At 71.8% G+C, this 15,950-nt stretch carries 19 protein-coding genes; 10 read left to right on the forward strand and 9 right to left on the reverse strand.

Going from position 1 to position 15,950, the window contains the following annotated elements:
- The first annotated feature begins 61 nt into the window (after positions 1 to 61).
- Positions 62 to 253, forward strand: coding sequence for a 50S ribosomal protein L28 (gene rpmB, locus AB0N03_RS09965; protein ID WP_247062089.1), 192 nt, complete (start codon positions 62 to 64; stop codon positions 251 to 253).
- Between the two features lie 140 nt (positions 254 to 393).
- Here the strand turns inward: rpmB and AB0N03_RS09970 are convergent, their stop codons facing one another.
- The 3 genes from AB0N03_RS09970 to AB0N03_RS09980 form a co-directional block, all read right to left on the reverse strand.
- Complete coding sequence (locus AB0N03_RS09970) at positions 394 to 1,164, reverse strand: alpha/beta hydrolase (protein ID WP_364368212.1); 771 nt, start codon at positions 1,162 to 1,164, stop codon at positions 394 to 396.
- Between the two features lie 62 nt (positions 1,165 to 1,226).
- Positions 1,227 to 1,904 (reverse strand): uracil-DNA glycosylase, encoded by a 678-nt coding sequence (locus AB0N03_RS09975; RefSeq protein ID WP_364368215.1) that lies wholly within the window; start codon positions 1,902 to 1,904, stop codon positions 1,227 to 1,229.
- Positions 1,905 to 1,934: 30 nt separating this feature from the next.
- Positions 1,935 to 2,465 carry a gamma carbonic anhydrase family protein gene (locus AB0N03_RS09980; protein ID WP_364368218.1) on the reverse strand — a complete coding sequence of 177 codons (531 nt, stop codon included), beginning with the start codon at positions 2,463 to 2,465 and terminating at the stop codon, positions 1,935 to 1,937.
- A gap of 92 nt (positions 2,466 to 2,557) precedes the next feature.
- On the opposite strand from AB0N03_RS09980, the gene AB0N03_RS09985 reads away from it, so the two are divergent.
- Positions 2,558 to 3,712, forward strand: coding sequence for a glycoside hydrolase family 27 protein (locus AB0N03_RS09985; protein WP_364368221.1), 1,155 nt, complete (start codon positions 2,558 to 2,560; stop codon positions 3,710 to 3,712).
- On the opposite strand, the gene AB0N03_RS09990 is transcribed toward AB0N03_RS09985, so the two are convergent.
- Both AB0N03_RS09990 and AB0N03_RS09995 read right to left on the reverse strand, forming a co-directional pair.
- Positions 3,699 to 4,178, reverse strand: a complete 480-nt coding sequence (locus tag AB0N03_RS09990; protein WP_364368224.1) for a GNAT family N-acetyltransferase — start codon at positions 4,176 to 4,178, stop codon at positions 3,699 to 3,701. The two genes, AB0N03_RS09985 and AB0N03_RS09990, sit on opposite strands and share 14 nt — an antisense overlap.
- 16 nt (positions 4,179 to 4,194) lie before the next feature.
- Entirely contained in the window at positions 4,195 to 5,151 is a 957-nt protein-coding gene (locus AB0N03_RS09995) for a thiamine-phosphate kinase (RefSeq protein ID WP_364368227.1), read from the reverse strand.
- 124 nt (positions 5,152 to 5,275) lie between these two features.
- Between AB0N03_RS09995 and AB0N03_RS10000 the strand changes: the two genes are divergently transcribed.
- Together AB0N03_RS10000 and AB0N03_RS10005 are read left to right on the forward strand one after the other, a co-directional pair.
- Complete coding sequence (locus AB0N03_RS10000) at positions 5,276 to 5,509, forward strand: Lrp/AsnC ligand binding domain-containing protein (protein WP_155545137.1); 234 nt, start codon at positions 5,276 to 5,278, stop codon at positions 5,507 to 5,509.
- A 63-nt stretch (positions 5,510 to 5,572) separates the two neighbouring features.
- Positions 5,573 to 6,118 (forward strand): DUF3515 domain-containing protein, encoded by a 546-nt coding sequence (locus tag AB0N03_RS10005; protein WP_364368230.1) that lies wholly within the window; start codon positions 5,573 to 5,575, stop codon positions 6,116 to 6,118.
- Here AB0N03_RS10005 and AB0N03_RS10010 read toward each other — a convergent pair.
- The gene (locus tag AB0N03_RS10010; protein ID WP_364368233.1) at positions 6,115 to 7,209 is read right to left on the reverse strand and encodes a D-alanine--D-alanine ligase family protein; all 1,095 of its coding nucleotides are present in this window, start codon (positions 7,207 to 7,209) and stop codon (positions 6,115 to 6,117) included. The two genes, AB0N03_RS10005 and AB0N03_RS10010, sit on opposite strands and share 4 nt — an antisense overlap.
- Positions 7,210 to 7,772: 563 nt before the next feature.
- Positions 7,773 to 9,143 carry a PLP-dependent aminotransferase family protein gene (locus AB0N03_RS10015; RefSeq protein WP_364368236.1) on the reverse strand — a complete coding sequence of 457 codons (1,371 nt, stop codon included), beginning with the start codon at positions 9,141 to 9,143 and terminating at the stop codon, positions 7,773 to 7,775.
- 80 nt (positions 9,144 to 9,223) lie between these two features.
- Between AB0N03_RS10015 and AB0N03_RS10020 the strand changes: the two genes are divergently transcribed.
- Positions 9,224 to 9,874, forward strand: a complete 651-nt coding sequence (locus tag AB0N03_RS10020; protein WP_364368239.1) for a pyridoxamine 5'-phosphate oxidase family protein — start codon at positions 9,224 to 9,226, stop codon at positions 9,872 to 9,874.
- Here the strand turns inward: AB0N03_RS10020 and AB0N03_RS10025 are convergent.
- The gene (locus AB0N03_RS10025) at positions 9,852 to 11,273 is read right to left on the reverse strand and encodes a HAMP domain-containing sensor histidine kinase (RefSeq protein WP_364368241.1); all 1,422 of its coding nucleotides are present in this window, start codon (positions 11,271 to 11,273) and stop codon (positions 9,852 to 9,854) included. The genes AB0N03_RS10020 and AB0N03_RS10025 overlap by 23 nt on opposite strands.
- Positions 11,270 to 11,986 carry a response regulator transcription factor gene (locus tag AB0N03_RS10030; protein ID WP_364368963.1) on the reverse strand — a complete coding sequence of 239 codons (717 nt, stop codon included), beginning with the start codon at positions 11,984 to 11,986 and terminating at the stop codon, positions 11,270 to 11,272. The genes AB0N03_RS10025 and AB0N03_RS10030 overlap by 4 nt, the downstream gene beginning before the upstream one ends.
- A gap of 148 nt (positions 11,987 to 12,134) precedes the next feature.
- Here AB0N03_RS10030 and AB0N03_RS10035 point away from each other — a divergent pair, with 148 nt between their 5' ends.
- The 5 genes from AB0N03_RS10035 (at position 12,135) to AB0N03_RS10055 (ending at position 15,947) form a co-directional block, all read left to right on the forward strand.
- Positions 12,135 to 13,481, forward strand: coding sequence for a ferredoxin reductase family protein (locus tag AB0N03_RS10035; protein WP_364368966.1), 1,347 nt, complete (start codon positions 12,135 to 12,137; stop codon positions 13,479 to 13,481).
- Positions 13,482 to 13,493: 12 nt separating this feature from the next.
- Entirely contained in the window at positions 13,494 to 13,946 is a 453-nt protein-coding gene (locus tag AB0N03_RS10040) for an FMN-binding protein (RefSeq protein WP_364368244.1), read from the forward strand.
- On the forward strand, positions 13,943 to 14,683 hold the full coding sequence (locus tag AB0N03_RS10045) for an FAD:protein FMN transferase (RefSeq protein WP_364368250.1): 741 nt from the start codon (positions 13,943 to 13,945) through the stop codon (positions 14,681 to 14,683). The genes AB0N03_RS10040 and AB0N03_RS10045 overlap by 4 nt, the downstream gene beginning before the upstream one ends.
- A 62-nt stretch (positions 14,684 to 14,745) precedes the next feature.
- Positions 14,746 to 15,126 (forward strand): VOC family protein, encoded by a 381-nt coding sequence (locus tag AB0N03_RS10050; RefSeq protein WP_364368253.1) that lies wholly within the window; start codon positions 14,746 to 14,748, stop codon positions 15,124 to 15,126.
- Complete coding sequence (locus AB0N03_RS10055) at positions 15,123 to 15,947, forward strand: class I SAM-dependent methyltransferase (protein ID WP_364368255.1); 825 nt, start codon at positions 15,123 to 15,125, stop codon at positions 15,945 to 15,947. Before AB0N03_RS10050 ends, AB0N03_RS10055 begins: the two co-directional genes overlap by 4 nt.
- Positions 15,948 to 15,950: the final 3 nt, after the last annotated feature.

Below are 15,950 nucleotides of genomic sequence, written 5' to 3' on the forward strand. Positions count from 1 at the left end.
TGGTCGAGTTGCCCAGCACGTCTGGGCTCATCTCCATGACCCAGATCCAAAGGAGTTCGACGTGGCTGCCGTGTGCGACGTCTGTGGCAAGGGACCCGGCTTCGGCAAGTCGGTCTCGCACTCCCACCGGCGTACCAACCGCCGGTGGAACCCGAACATCCAGACCGTCCACGCCAAGGTGGGTATTTCCCAGCGCAAGCGCCTGAACGTGTGCACCTCGTGCATCAAGGCGGGCAAGGTCGTTCGCGGGTAAGGCGAAAAGAAGGGTGGCGAGTGCTCGCGGAGAGCGCTCGCCATTTTTTTCGCCTTACGTGCCTCCTGGGGGTCGAACCCCCAGACCCCCGCCAGGGGCAAGCCCCCTGGACCCCCGGCGGGGTCGCTTGAGCAGTCGCCTCACTTGAGGAAGCCGGTCAGGAGGTCCTTGAGGGTCTCCGGGAACTGCAGCACCCCGTGGTCCTGGCCCTCCAGCGTCTCGTGACGAGCCCCCGGCACCGCGTCGGCCGCTACGCGGGCGCCCGCCTGGAGGGCGTCCGGGCTCGCGCCGCCGCCGATGACCAACGTCGGGATCGAGATCTTCGCCAGGTGGTCCGTGCGCGGCCGCGCACCCGGGCCGCAGATCGTCAGGTCGTACGGCAGCGTGTGCGCCAGCGCCGTGAACCAGCCCCACACCGGGGCCTGCTTCATGCCCTCGACCATCTCCGCCGGCGTGCCCGCGACCATCAGGAACGTCGCCACCGCGCCGTCCCGGTCGCCCGCCGCGAGCTGCGCCTGCACCTGCTCCAGGACGTCGCCCCGCGCGTGCTCGTCGGTCGCGTACGGCGGCTCGTACGCCACCAGCTTGTCGATCGGGAGACCGGCCGCCGCCGCTTCCAGGGCCAGCACCGCCCCCGACGAGTGCCCGAACACCGACGCCGAGCCGCCCACGTGCGCGATCAGCGCCGCGATGTCCTCGATCTCGCGCTCGACCTCGTACGCGGGAGCGTCACCGCTCGCGCCCCGGCCACGGCGGTCGTACGCGATCGCCGTGAAGTCGCTCGACAAGACTTCGGCCAGGCCGGCCACGGTCGTCCGGTCGTTGAACGCGCCGCCGACCAGGATCACCGGCGCGCCCGCGCCGGTCTGGTCGAAGGCGATCGGGGTGCCGTCGGCCGAGGTGACGTTCATGGGTTCCTCCAAGATTCCGTTTTCCCCTGGTCGGAGCCGTCACACGGTTCCGGACACCGAACCTACGGAAGTTTCCAGTCGACCGGCGCCGCGCCCTGCTGCTCCAGCAGCTGGTTGGCCCGGCTGAACGGCCGCGACCCGAAGAAGCCGTTGTGCGCCGAGAGCGGGCTCGGGTGGGCCGATTCGATGCACGGGACCTCGCCCAGCATCGGACGCAGGTTCCGCGCGTTGCGGCCCCACAGGATCGCCACCATCGGCTCCGACCGCGCGGCGAGGGCCTTGATCGCCTGCTCGGTGACGTCTTCCCAGCCCTTGCCCTGGTGCGAGTTCGACTTGCCGGGCTGCACCGTCAGCGCCCGGTTGAGCAGCAGCACGCCCTGGTCGGCCCACGGCGTCAGGTCGCCGTTCGACGGCAGCGGGTGGCCGAGGTCCTCGGCGTACTCCTTGTAGATGTTGACCAGGCTCTTCGGGATCGGCCGGACGTCCGGCGCCACCGAGAAGCTCAAGCCCACCGCGTGCCCGGGCGTCGGGTACGGGTCCTGGCCGACGATCAGCACCCGGACGTCGTGGAACGGCTGCTTGAACGCCCGCAGCACGTGCTCACCCGCCGGGAGGTAGGTCCGGCCGGCGGCGATCTCCGCGCGGAGAAACTCCCCCATCGCGGACACCTGCGGCGCCACCGGTTCGAGGGCTTGCGCCCAGCCTGCCTCGACGATGTCCTGCAGCGGTCGTGCGGTCACGGCGCGCCAGCCTACCGGGCGTGGCCGACGTCACCCGAGCGGGTCGAGCCGCCTCAGCTCGGTCCGGAACCGCCGGCCGCGCTCGACGTACGAATCGACCACCATGGCGATGTTCGCCGAGCTGAACGACTTGTTCTCGCGCGTCTTCGCCGGCACGCCCAGCGCGATCTCCCCGGCCTTGACGTGCGAGCCGTACGAGAGCACCGCACCCGCGCCGACCATGCCGCCGTCCTCGATCACCGAGCCGTTCAGCACCACCGAGCCGGACGCGATCAGGCAGCCGGTGCCGATCGTCGCGCCCTCGACGTGCACCGCGTGCCCGATCGCCGACGACGGCCCGAGGATCGTCGGGTGCCGCTCGGTGCAGTGCAGGACGCAGCCGTCCTGGACGTTGGACCGCTCGCCGATCTCGATGTAGCCGTGGTCGCCGCGCAGCACCGTCTGCGGCCAGACCGACGCGTGCGCGCCGATCCGGACGTCGCCGATCACCGTCGCGTCCGGGTGGACGTAGGCGTCGGGGTGGATCGTCGGCTCGAGATCACCGAGTGCGTAGATCGGCATGCCACCTCCTGACAACTGCGGTTTCACGTGTTCTGCGATTGGATCACGGCATCACCACGGACCGGAAAGCCAGTACCGGGAGCACGGCCCTCGTGCTCCTCCTCGTCGTGCTGACCTGGGTGCTCAGCCTGCCGACCGCGTCCCCGGCCCTGGCGAACGGCCTGGCCACGACGCCGCCGATGGGCTGGAACAGCTGGAACCAGGTCCGCTGCTACGACCTGACCGAGGACGTCGTGAAGAAGGCGGCCGACGCGCTCGCCGACACGGGCCTGCGTGATGCCGGCTATCGCTACGTCGTGGTCGACGACTGCTGGCAAGCACCCCAGCGCGCCGCCGACGGCTCGCTGCAGGCCGATCCGACGCGCTTCCCGCACGGCATCGCCGACCTCGCCGACTACGTGCACTCCCGCGGCCTGTTGTTCGGCATCTACGCCGTGCCCGGCAGCCGGACCTGCGCGATGGCGAACGACGCCTACCCCGCGTCCGGCATCGGCTCGCTCGGCCACGAACGCCAGGACGCCGAGGCGTTCGGCCGCTGGGGCGTCGACTACCTCAAGTACGACTGGTGCAACGCCGACACCGTCGACGGCCTCGACCGGAAAGCGGCCTTCGAGAAGATGCGCGACGAGCTCGTCGCGCTGCCCCGCCCGATCGTCTACGCGATCTCCGAATACGGCGTCTCCAGCCCGTGGACCTGGGCGCGGCCGGTGGCGAACCTCTGGCGGACGACCAACGACCTCGTCGCGACCTGGGACTCGGTGCTCGCGACGATCGACCAGCAGGCCGCCGTCGCCCCGCACAGCGGCGCCCCGGGCGGCTGGAACGACCCGGACATGCTGCAGGTCGGCAACGGCACGCTCACCGCGGACGAGGCCCGCGCGCACTTCAGCGTCTGGGCCGTGCTGAACGCGCCCCTGTTCGCCGGCACCGACCCGGCGAAGCTGAGCGACACCGACCTCGCGACGCTCGGCAACGCCGAGGCGATCGCCGTCGACCAGGACTTCGCGGGCGGCCAGGGCCGGCAGCTCGCCGCGGGTCCCGGCTACCAGGTGTGGGGGAAACCGCTGAGCGACGGCGGGTTCGCGGTGGTGCTGCTCAACACCGGCACCACCACCGCGACCGTGTCCGCGGCGATCCCGGGCGCCTGGAGCGTGCGGGACCTGTGGACGCACCAGGACGTCGGCACCGACGTCTCGGCGTCGCTGCGCCCGCACGCCGCGGCCTTGCTGAAGCTCACACCGAGGTGAGGTCCTTGCCGTAGCAGCGGCTTTCCGGCTCGTCCTTGTAGACGCCGAAGTTCGGGATCTCGGCATACCCCGAAGACGTGTAGAGCGCGATCGCCTCGGGCTGCTTGGTGCCGGTCTCCAGCACCGCGCGCTTGCGGCCGCACAGCGCCGCCGTGCGCTCCAGCTCGGACAGGATCATCCGCGCGAAGCCGCGGCCGCGCGCGGAATCGGCGACGTACATCCGCTTGAACTCGGCGTCGCCCTCCTGGAAGTCGGGCTCGGGGCCGTCGTGGGCGCGCCACGCCCCGCAGGCGACCGCTTCGTCGCCCTGGTAACCGACGAGGAACACACCCTGCGGCGGATCGAAGTCCGCCGGGCTCATCGGGGTCATGTCCTCGTCGCCGTAGCGCTCGACGTACACCTGCTGCACCGCGGACATGAGCTTGGCCGCGTCGGGATGGTCGTAGGGGACCGGAACGATTCTCACGTCCACCGACTCTAGATCAGCGCCAGTGGGTCCAGCCGCCTTCTCGCGAGAAAGGCTTGCCGTCCACGGTGATCCCGGAGTCCGCCATCGTGACGACGCCGATCGTGCGCCAACCTTCCGGCAGCTCGGCGAAGGGCGGGAACGTGGCGACCAAGGCGTGGTCTTCGCCGCCGGTGAGCACCCAGTCCAGGGGATCGGCGCCCAGCGCGGCGCCGACTTCGGTGAGCCGCGCGGGAACGTCGAGGTCGGCGGTCCGGACGTCGATGCCGACGCCGGAGGCCGCGCCGATGTGGGCGAGGTCGGCCAGGAGCCCGTCGGAGACGTCGATCATCGCCGTGGCGCCCGCGAGGGCGGCGCGCGGACCGGCGTCGTAGGGCGGTTCCGGGCAGCGCTGCGCGTTGACGACGCCGACCGGGGAGCGGAACCCGCGGCCGAGCACGGCCAGGCCGGCGGCGGCCCAGCCGAGCTTCCCGCACACCGCGAGGAGGTCGCCGGGGCGGGCGCCCGAGCGCGTCACCGGCTCGCGATCACCCAGGTCACCGAGCGCGGTGACGCTGATCACGAGCTGGTCGGCGCGGACCATGTCGCCGCCGGAGACGCCGACGCCGGCGCGCTCGGCCTCGGCCCACATGCCGTCGGCGAGCCTCGTGACGAGCTCGCGCGGGGTGTCGGGCGGGCAGGCGAGGCCGACCAGGACGGTGGTCGGGGTGGCGCCCATGGCGGCGATGTCGGCCAGGTTGACCGCGACGGCCTTCCGCCCGACGTACTCGGGCGGCGACCAGTCGAGCCGGAAGTGGACGCCCTGGACGAGCACGTCGGTGCTGGCGACCACGCGGCCGTCGGGGGCGGCGACGACGGCGGCGTCGTCGCCCGGGCCGAGCAGCGTGCCCGGCGGCTGGCGCCGTCCTTCGGTGACGGCGCGGATGAGCGCGAACTCCCCGGTCTCGGCGACCGTCGCGTCGTTCGGTGACACCGGTCACCTCTGCTTTCTCTACCGGGACAAAGATCGATCACCGATAGTCGGATGCCCTATGTTTTTCGGTGAGCTGGCTATACGTTCCTACCTGAGCTGACCGATCTCGACGAAAGGGCGCGCCGTGGTCCACGCATACATCCTCATCCAGACCGAGGTCGGCAAGGCGGCCGCGGTGGCTGCCGAGATCTCCAGCATCGCGGGCGTCACCAGTTCGGAGGATGTCACCGGACCGTACGACGTGATCGTCCGCGCGGCCGCCGACAGCGTCGACCAGCTGGGCCAGCTCGTGGTCGCGAAGGTGCAGAACGTGGAAGGCATCACGCGGACGCTGACCTGCCCGGTCGTACATCTCTGACTTCGGGGTTCCGGGGGTCCGGGGGTCGACCCCCGTGCAATGTCACTGTGGTGTAGTGGGCGGGTGCCTGACTCCGAGACCGGTGCCCCGCCCAGGGTGGTGCTCGTCACCGCGGCCGCGCTCGCCGTGGCCCTGACGGTCGCCGTCGCCGTCTTCGCGCTGACCCAGCGCTCCTCGGATTCCTCGGACTCTTCGGACGGCCCGTTGCCGCTCGTCCCCGTGCCGGCGCCCTTCGCCACGGCCCCGGGCTGCACGACGCTGCTGGGCGCGGTGCCGACCGAGCTGACGTCGAACGGGACTTCTCTGAAGGTGCGCACCCTGGCGGACCCGGCCCCGCCGGCCACGGTGGCCTGGGGTTCGGCCGACCCGCTGGTGTTGCGGTGCGGCTTGGACCGGCCCCCGGAGCTGACGCCCACCGCGGCGCTGCGGCTGGTGAACAAGGTGCAGTGGCTGCAGGTGCCGGGCGACGGCGCCTCGACGTGGTACGTGGTGGACCGCGAGGTCTACGCCGCTTTGACGGTGCCGGACAGCGCCGGGACGGGACCGCTGCAGCAGATCTCGGACACGGTCGCGGCGAAGCTGCCGCCGCGGCCGCTGCGGTTCTCTTAACGCAGGCCGGTGCCGCGGGTGATGGCCGTCTCGATGAGCGTGGTCAGCAACGTCGCGTAGTCCACGCCCGTGACCTCCCACATCTTCGGGTAGGCGGACTTCGTCGTGAAGCCGGGCATGGTGTTGACCTCGTTGATGGTCAGCTCGCCGTCGGCGCCGACGAAGAAGTCGACGCGGGCGAGACCCTGGCAGTCGAGCGCCCGGAAGGCCTTCACCGCCATCGCGCGGAGCTTCTCGGTGAGCGCGTCGTCGAGCTTGGCCGGGATGTCCAGCTCCGCGTCGTCGCCGAGGTACTTGGTTTCGAAGTCGTACCAAGCGTTTTCGTCCTCGGACAGGACGCGGATCTCGGCGGGCAGCGAGGCTTCGACGCGGCCGTCCGGGAACTCGAGGACCCCGCACTCGACCTCGCGGCCGACGACCGCGGCCTCCACGAGGACCTTGGGGTCGGTGGCGCGGGCGAGCTCGATGGCGGCGTCGAGGTCGTCCCAGTCGGTGACGCGGCTGATACCGACGGACGACCCGGCGCGCGACGGCTTGACGAAGACGGGCAGGCCGAGCTTGGTCTTGTCTTGTTCGTCCAAAGTGGACTCGCTGCGCTTCAGTGCGGCGAAGGTGCCGACCGGAAGTCCTTCGGCGGCCAGGAGTTTCTTCGCGGTTTCCTTGTCCATGGCGGCGGCACTGGCGAGGACGCCGGGGCCGACGTACGGGATGCCGGCGAGCTCGAGGAGGCCCTGGATGGTGCCGTCCTCGCCGAAGGCGCCGTGCAGCACCGGGAAGACGACGTCCACCTGGGACAGGAGTTCGCTCTCGCGGCCCGCTTCGACGGCCACGAGACCCTGGCTGGAGGGATCACCGGCGAGGACGAGGCCCTTGCCGTCGTCGACGGACGGCAGTTCGCGGCCGCGGATGGCGAGCTGAGCGGAGTCCCCGCTGCCGAGCACCCACCGGCCCGCGCGGGTGATGCCGACCGGGACGGCTTCGAACCGCTCCGGGTCGAGGTTCCCCAGGACGCTGCCGGCGGACAGGCAGGAGATGGTGTGCTCGCTGCTGCGCCCGCCGAACACGACCGCCACCCGGATCTTCTCGCTCATGGTGAGCCACCGTACCCGGTGACCTCGGCGAACAGCCGAGCCCCGTGCGCCGGGCGGACCGTCGCGGGCGGCCGGCGCAACCTGCGCGGGCGTTGTCGCGTCTGGTACATCGAGGCACCGGTGGGCCCGGGCGGAGCCCGCCCTCCCCAGGGGCTCCGGCCAAGTCGCGTTTGCCGGGCGGGACGTCATGAAAGGGTCGTTCATGACGCTGGACGACAGGAAAGAGTCGTTCATGACGTCGCCAACCCCCCGCCAACGTCGCGAATGACTCATTCGCGACCTCCGGCGCCCCCAATGACTCATTCGCGACACCCGACTCCGCGCGCGGCCGTGACTTTGCCGGAGCCCAGGTCTTGGGAGGTCTTGAATGACTCATTCAAGACTTTTGCCGAGCGGCCGGCACTCGGGCCGCGCCGACTTTGCCGGAGCCCACCCTCGCCGGAGCCCGCCCTCCCCAGGGGGACCATCCCCGCTCCAGCGTACCGAGACCGACCGACGAAAATCGGGAAAAGCCCTCGCCAGGGCACGGTTGTCCACATCACGACCGGGCTGTGGACAACGCCTCAGCGCAGCAACGAGACCAGCGTCGGCAGCGCCGCCACCAAAGCCTCCCGCGCACAACCCGCGTACCCGATCGCCACCCCGTGCGCCGACGGCTCCCCCGCGAAGTGCCGCGCCAGCCCGTCCAGCCGGATCCCGCGCCGCTCGGCCGAAGCGATCACCGAAACCTCCACCGAAGCCGACGAAAACGGCACTACCAGGTGTGCCCCCGCGTCGTCGCCGCGCACCGGAACCCCGGCCGCGGCCAACGCCCCCGCGAGCAACGTCCGCCGCTCGGCCATCTCCCGGCGCAGTTTCCGCAGGTGACGCCCCAAGTCCCCGTTCCGCGCGAACTCGTACAACACCCGCTGCCCGGCCGGCGACGGCCGCGTCCCGGTCGAATCCCGGTACGCCAGCACCGCCGACGTGATCGCCTCCGGCGCCACCATCCACCCCGCCCCCAAAGTCGGCGTGAGGATCTTCGAAGTCGTCCCCAAATGCGCAACGACGTCCGGTGCCAGCGAAGCCAGCATCGGCAGCGGGGCGACGTCGAAGCGCAGTTCGCCGTCGTAGTCGTCCTCGATCACCAACATGGCCGAAGCACGCGCCCGCTCCACCAGCGCGACCCGCCGCGCCGCGCTCAGCCGGCTGCCCATCGGGTACTGGTGCGCCGGCGAGCAGTACACCGCCCGGGCACCCGCCGGGATCGCGTCCGGCCGCAGGCCCTCGTCGTCCACCGGCACGCCCACCACCCGCATGCCCGCCCGGCGGAACGCCTGCACCGCGCGCTGGTACCCGGGCTCCTCGACGGCGACGACGTCCCCGCGTTCGAGCACCGCCGCCGCCAGCTCGACGACCGCCGCCGTCGTCCCGCCGGTGGCCAGCACCGAACCGGCGGCCAGGCCGCGGTGGCGCAGCAGGTGCTCCGACACGGCCGCGCGGTACTCCGGCAGCCCGGCGCGGTGCGCGCGGACCAGCGGGTCGGGGTCGGCCGCCGCACGCCAGGCGCGGCGCCAGGCCGCGCGGTCCAGCCCGTCCGCCCACGGCGTGCCGGGGCCGAGGTCGAGCAGCGACGGCGCTTCGGTCTCGGGCGCCGGAACGGGAGGCGCCGGGACCTCCGAAGCCGACGACGAAGGCGGCGTCGTCACGTACGTGCCGGAGCCGTGGCGCCCGGCGATCCACCCTTCGGCGTGCAGTTGCTCGTACGCCGCCGACGTCACCGTGCGGCTGACGCCGAGGCGCCCGGCCAGGGCCCGCGTCGACGGCAGCCGGTCGCCGCCCCGGAGGTGGCCTGAAGCGGCCGCTTCACGCAGCGCGTCCGCGAGCTGGACGGCCAGCGGCGTCACGGCCGCACGGTCGAGGCTGACCGGGAGCGCGGTGTCGGCGTGGGTCACGGGACCTCCTCGAGTGGACTTCCCAAGTGTACGAGAAGTGGACGTTTCCCGATGCCACTGTGCTGGGAGACGCTGGTCGCATGCTGTCCACCACGCCCCGCACCACGCTCGGCCGCAAGAAGCACCGGGCCGTGACCGACCGCTCGATGCTGTACGCCGTCCTGGACGAGGGCCTGATCTGCCACCTCGGCATCGTCCGCGACGGCGCGCCCGTGGTCCTCCCGACCGGCTACGGCCGCGACGGCGACACGCTCTACCTGCACGGGTCGACCGGCGCGTCGAGCCTGCGCGCGGCGACGCGGGACTTCGACGTCTGCGTCACGGTGACGCTCCTCGACGGCGTCGTCTACTCGCGGTCGGTGAACAACCACTCGATGAACTACCGCAGCGCGGTCGTCTTCGGGAAGGCGACGCCGGTCACCGATCCCGAGGCGAAGATGCACGGTCTGAAGGTGCTGACCGACCACCTCGCGCCGGGCTCGTGGGAGCACGCGCGCGAGGTCAACGCCAAGGAGTTCGCGGCGGTGAGCCTCCTCTCCCTCGACCTCGCCGAGGCGTCGGTGAAGATGCGCGCCGAGGGCCCGGACGACGAGCCGGAGGACCTCGACGCGGACGCCGCCTGGGCCGGCGTTCTCCCGGTGCGGACGGTCTTCGGCGCACCCGAGCCGTCGGCCGACCTCTCCCCCGGCTGGTCGACGCCGGACCACGTCAGCGGGCGAGCGGGAGCCTGACCGTGAACGTCGTGCGGCCCGGCTCCGAGGACACCGCGACCGTGCCACTGTGCGCCGTCACCAGGGACCGGACCACCGACAACCCCAGCCCGGTGCCGCCGTTGCCGCGGGTGCGCGAGTCGTCGACGCGGAAGAACCGGTCGAAGATCCGCTCCTGATCGGCCACCGCGATCCCCGGCCCCGCGTCGGTCACCCGCACGACCGCTTCGGAGTCCGAAGCGGCCACCGAGACGTGCACCGCGGTCCCGGGCGGGGTGTGCACGGCGGCGTTGGTCAGCAAGTTGTCGAACACCTGCCGCAGCCGCACCGGGTCGGCGTCCACCAGCGCCGCGTCCAGGGAAGTCGTCAGCGGGTGATCGGGCCGCCCGGCGGTGAAGGCGTCCGCCGCGTCGCCGGCCAGCTCGGCCAGGTCGACGCGCTCCGGCCGCAACGGCGTCTCGGCCGCGCGCGCGTCGAGCCGGGCCAGCAGCAGAAGATCGTCGACGAGGACGCTCATCCGCGCCGTCTCGGAACGGATCTTCGCCAGGTGCGCTTCCCGCTCCGCCGGCTCGTTCGCCGCCGCGTAGCGGAAAAGGTCGGCGTAGCCCCGGATCGACGTCAGCGGCGTCCGCAGCTCGTGGGACGCGTCCGCGACGAACCGGCGCAGCCGCTCGTTCGCCTCGGTCTTCGCCGCCAGGGACGTGTCGATGTGCGCGAGCATCACGTTGAACGCCGTCCGCAGCTCCTCGACTTCGGCGCCGCCGCCGGTGCCCGCCGCGCGGACCGGCAGGGCGGGGTTCGCGGCGAGGTCGTGGGACGCGATGTCGTGTGCGGTGCCTGCCATGTCGGCCAGCGGACGCAGGCCGCGGCTCAGCACCAGCCGCCCGACGACCACCAGCACGGCCAGCGCGAACGCGAACGCGCCGACCTCGACCCAGATCAACTGCCGGACCGTGCCGTCGAGGTCCTTCTGCGGCGCGGCCGACAGCAGCACCGAACCGTTGTCGACCGGGCACGCGCGCACGCGGTACGGGCCGTCGTCGTGCAGGTAGATGTTGCGCGTGACGTCGCCGCCGGCCGCGTCGGCGGCGATCTCCGCCAGCTGCTTGGCGTCGCCGGGCAGCCGGCCGCCCGGCTCGGGCGACGCGACGCCGTCGCGCACCTTGTACAGCGCCGAGTACCACGAGTAGATCGACTGCGGCGAGCCGTGCGTTTCCCGCAGCTGCGGCAGCTGGGTGTTCTGGCTCTTGGACAGCTGCTCGTCGAGCCGCCGGTCGAGGTAGCCGTGCATGATCCCGACCATCGTGACGCCGACGGCCGCGAACACGACCAGCGCGAGCGCGCCGAGGCCGAGGGTGATCCGGGTGCCCAGCCGCGTGCGCTGCCAGGCCCCGTACCACTTCCGGAAGAAGCGCTTCACCGGTTGACCTGGCGCACGACGTACCCGACGCCGCGCACGGTGTGGATCAGCGGTTCGCCGTCGCCCGCGTCGACCTTGCGCCGCAGGTGCGAGACGACGAGTTCGACCACATTGGACCTTCCGCCGAAGTCGTACTCCCAGACGTGGTCGAGGATCTGCGCCTTCGTCAGCACCGCGGGCGAGCGGCGCATGAGGTAGCGCAGCAGCTCGTACTCGGTCGGGGTCAGCTCGGCGGGCGGCTGCTCGCCGCGGCGGACCTCGCGGGTGTCCTCGTCCAGCGTCAGGTCGCCGACGCGCAGCACGGCACCGCGCGCCGCCGCCTGGTGCGCGACACCGGTGCTGCGCCGCAGCACCGCCCGCAGCCGCGCCATCAGCTCCTCGACGGAAAACGGTTTCACGAGGTAGTCGTCACCCCCACGGGTGAGCCCGGCGATCCGGTCGGCCGTCGCGTCCTTGGCCGTGAGGAACACCACGGGCACCGTGCTGCCGTTCTCCCGGAGGCGGTCGAGCACGGTGAAGCCGTCCAGGTCGGGCAGCATCAGGTCGAGCACGACGATGTCCGGCCCGAACTCCGCGGCCTGGGCCAGCGCGGCCCGGCCGGACCCGGCCGTGACCGCGTGCCAGCCCTCGTACCGGGCGACGGTGGCGACGAGGTCGGCGATGTGCGGCTCGTCGTCGACGACGAGCAGGCGCACGGGCTCGGAGGGCTGCACCACCCCATCTTCTCCCGGCGCGCGGGCGAGGGGCGAGGCGGTGGCGCGGGCCGACAGGAATCCGACAGCCGTTACCCAGACTCGCCATAGGCTCCGTGGCGAAGCTGGCCTTCGTGAACCGAAACCGAAGGGGATCCGTGTGACCAGCATGACGCAGACCGCCGAGGCCACGCGCCCGGCGATCCGCCCCCGGATCGCCGCGAAATCCGGCCTCTTCACCTTCCTGGGCGCCAACGTGGCCGCCGTCACGCTGCTCTTCGCCGAAGCCGGGCTGTCGCAGAACGTGCTGATCAGCATCGGCAGGCTCGCCGGGATGTACGGCGCGCTGGCGATGGCCTTCCAGCTCCTGCTCATCGCCCGGCTGCCCTGGCTGGACCGGCGGATCGGGATGGACCGGCTCACGACGTGGCACCGGTGGACCGGCTTCACGATCCTCTGGACCCTGCTGGCGCACTTGGTGTTCATCGCGTTCGGGTACGCGGAGGTCTCCAGCAAGGGCGTCGTCGACGAACTGGTCGAGATGGCCGACACGCTCGAAGGGATCCTGCGGGCGCTGGTCGCGTTCGCCGTCATCCTCATCGTGGGCGCGGCTTCGGCGAAGTTCGCGCGCAAGCGCCTCGCCTACGAGACGTGGCACTTCATCCACCTCTACACCTACGCCGCGATCGTGCTGGCGTTCACGCACCAGATCGCGCTCGGCACGTCGTTCGCCAGTGCCCCGACGGCCAAGGCCTACTGGTGGACGCTCTGGCTGGGTGCCGGCGCCGCCGTGCTCGCCGGGCGCGTCGTGCTCCCGCTGTGGCGGAACCTGCGCCACCAGCTGCGCGTCACCGCGGTCGTTTCCGAGGCCCCGGACGTCGTTTCGGTGTACATGACCGGCAAGCACCTCGACAAGATGCCGGCGCGCGCGGGCCAGTTCTTCCTGTGGCGGTTCCTCACGAAGGACCGCTGGTACCAGGCCAACCCGTTCTCGCTGTCCGCCGCGCCCGACGGCCGCACCCTGCGCCTGACCGCGAAGGCGCTCGGCGACTCCAGCGCGTCGCTGCGCAGCCTGCGGATCGGGACGCGGGTGTTCGCCGAAGGCCCGTACGGCGCGTTCACGACGATCCACCAGCAGCGGCCCAACGCGCTGCTCGTGGCGGGCGGGGTCGGCATCACGCCGATCCGCGCGCTGCTGGAGGACATCGACGGCCACGTCGTCGTGCTGTACCGGGTGCGCACCCAGGCCGACGCGGTGCTGCTGCCCGAGCTCAACGGGCTCGCCAAGGCCCGCGGCGCGGTGGTGAGCGTCCTGACCGGATCGGACCAGGCGGTCGGCCCGCGCGGGGTGATGCTCGGCCCGGCGAACCTGCACATGATGGTGCCGGATGTGCACGAGCGGGACGTGTTCGTCTGCGGCCCGCCGGGGATGACGTCGGCCGTGCTGCGCAGCCTGCGCGAGCTGCGGGTGCCCAAGGCCCAGGTCCACGCCGAACGCTTCAGCCTCGCGGCCTAGAGGGGACTTGTCGTGAAACGGACCATCTTCGTCGTCGCGCTGTCGGTCGCGGGGTTCATCGCGGTCTGGCGGTTCGAACCGGGGCCGGTGCACAACACCGCCGTCGCCGCACCGCCGCCGAGCGTCGCCGCACCGTCGACAGCGCCCGCCCCGCCGGCTTCGACGGGCGCCGTTCCGTCCACTCCGGACAGTGCAAACGCGACGGTGACCACGCAGGGCACGCCCCAGTCGAGCAACTACGGGACGGTCCAGGTCTCGGTGACGTTCACCGGCACCCGGATGGTCGCGGTCACGCTCCTGCAGGCCCCGGACGACGGCCGCGCGCTCACCGCGTTGCCGCGTCTGCAGGAAGAAGCCATGAAAGCGCAGAGCGCCGACATCGACACGATCACCGGCGCGACCGAGACGAGCGAGTCGTACAAGACGTCGCTGCAGGCCGCCATCGACGCCCGGGGCAACAGATGACCACCCGCGTCGAGCAGGTGATGGGCCTGCCGATCTCCCTGGACCTGCGCGACGAAGGTGACTTCGCCGAGATCGTCGACGACGTCTTCGCCTGGTTCCGCGACGTCGACGCCCGGTTCAGCCCGTTCAAGGAGGACAGCGAGGTCAGCCGGTACGACCGCGGCGAGCTCGCGGCCGACGAGCTGACCGACGATCTCCTGGAGGTCCTGGAGCTCTGCGCGTACTACGAGCAGCTCTCGGGCGGCGCGTTCCGCGCGCGGCTGCCCGGCCGGGGGCTCGACCCGTGCGCGGTCGTGAAGGGCTGGGCGGTGCAGCGCGCCGCCGAGCTGCTCAAGGCCGACGGCGCGAGGACGTTCTGCCTTAACGCCGGCGGCGACGTCGTCACGGCGGGCGAGCCGGAGCCGGGACGTCCGTGGCGGGTCGGCGTGCGCCACCCCGAGCAGCCCCTCGCCGTGTGCGCAGTATTGGAGTCGCGCAACGGCGCCATCGCGACGTCGGCGGCCTACGAGCGCGGCTCGCACATCCTCGACGGCCGGTCGGGGACGCCGGCGACCGGGCTGCTGAGCGTCACCGTCGTGGCCGGCGACCTGGTCACCGCCGACGCGCTGGCCACCGCGGCCTTCGCGATGGGTGCCGAGGGCATCACCTGGGCGGCCGACCGGCCGGACTGCGAGATCCTGATCGTCGACGACAGCCGCCGCGTGCACCGGACGGCCGGGCTCGCCCTGGCGTCCTGAATCGGTTCGACCTCGCGCGGACGCTCGGCCAGACTCGGGACCACCCGACCTCGAGGAGTGCCATGCCGTCGTCCGTCCTGCACGTGTCCGTCGACTGCGCCGACCCTTACACGCTCTGCCAGTTCTGGAGCCAGGTCACCGGAAAACCGGTCCCCGACGAGGACCAGCCCGGGGACGACGAGTGCGGCATCGAGCTCGAAGGCGGGATCGACATGCTGTTCCTGCGCGTCCCGGAGCCGAAGACGGTCAAGAACCGCCTGCACGTCTGCCTGCAGCCGGACGACCCGCGCGACGACGAGGTCGAGCGCATCCTCGGCCTGGGCGCCACGCTGGTGAACGACCTCCGCAAGCCGGACGGCAAGGGCTGGGCCGTGCTCGCCGACCCCGAGGGCAACGAGTTCTGCGTGCTGCGCAGCGCGGCCGAGCGAGCGGCGACGCCGTGACGGACTCGTTCGCCGTCAACAAGGCCAATTGGGACGAACGCGCGGTGCTGCACGCGGCATCGCCGGACTACAGCTACGCGGCCCTCGCGGCGGACCCCGCGTACCTGAGCGGCGTCGTCCGGTTCGACCGGCCGCGCCTGGGCGACATCACCGGGCTGCGGGCGGTCCACCTGCAGTGCCACCTCGGGACGGACACCGTTTCGCTGTCGCGGCTGGGCGCTTCGATGACCGGACTGGACTTCTCGGGCGCGGCGCTGACGGCGGCGCGGCGGCTCGCGTCCACCACGGGCGCTTCGGTCGACTTCCACGAAGCCAACGTCTACGACGCCGTCGAAGTGCTCGGTGCCGGGCGGTTCGACCTGGTCTACACCGGGATCGGCGCGTTGTGCTGGCTGCCTTCGATCGCACGCTGGGCGTCGGTCGTCGCCGGTCTGCTGCGGCCCGGTGGCCGGCTCTTCATCCGCGAAGGCCACCCGATGCTGTGGGCGCTCGACGAGACCGCGGACCCGGCGTGGCCGCGGTACCCGTACTTCGAGCACGCCGAACCGCTGGTCTTCGACGAGCCCGAGACGTACGTCGCGGTCGACCGGAAGCTGGAGAACAGCATCAGCCACTCGTGGAACCACTCCCTCGGCGAGATCATCACGGCGCTGCTGGAGAACGGCCTGGCGCTGACCGGGTTCACCGAGCACGACAGCGTCCCGTGGAACGCGATCCCCGGGCAGATGACGCGCGACGAGGCCGCGGACGAGTGGCGGATGACGGACACGCCGTCGCGGGTGGCCGCGAGCTACACGCTCCAGGCGGTCAAGGGCGGCTGAATA

The organism is Amycolatopsis sp. NPDC051061 (assembly GCF_040682935.1).
In the GTDB taxonomy this organism is placed as follows: Bacteria; Actinomycetota; Actinomycetes; order Mycobacteriales; family Pseudonocardiaceae; genus Amycolatopsis.

Excerpts from the sequence above, each read along its gene's own strand:
- AB0N03_RS09970 (WP_364368212.1), bottom strand. The coding sequence starts at position 1,164 with ATGAACGTCACCTCGGCCGACGGCACCCCGATCGCCTTCGACCAGACC.
- AB0N03_RS09980 (WP_364368218.1), bottom strand. The coding sequence starts at position 2,465 with ATGCCGATCTACGCACTCGGTGATCTCGAGCCGACGATCCACCCCGAC.
- AB0N03_RS10010 (WP_364368233.1), bottom strand. The coding sequence starts at position 7,209 with ATGAGCGAGAAGATCCGGGTGGCGGTCGTGTTCGGCGGGCGCAGCAGC.
- AB0N03_RS10020 (WP_364368239.1), top strand. The coding sequence starts at position 9,224 with ATGCTGTCCACCACGCCCCGCACCACGCTCGGCCGCAAGAAGCACCGG.
- AB0N03_RS10035 (WP_364368966.1), top strand. The coding sequence starts at position 12,135 with ATGACGCAGACCGCCGAGGCCACGCGCCCGGCGATCCGCCCCCGGATC.
- AB0N03_RS10045 (WP_364368250.1), top strand. The coding sequence starts at position 13,943 with ATGACCACCCGCGTCGAGCAGGTGATGGGCCTGCCGATCTCCCTGGAC.
- AB0N03_RS10050 (WP_364368253.1), top strand. The coding sequence starts at position 14,746 with ATGCCGTCGTCCGTCCTGCACGTGTCCGTCGACTGCGCCGACCCTTAC.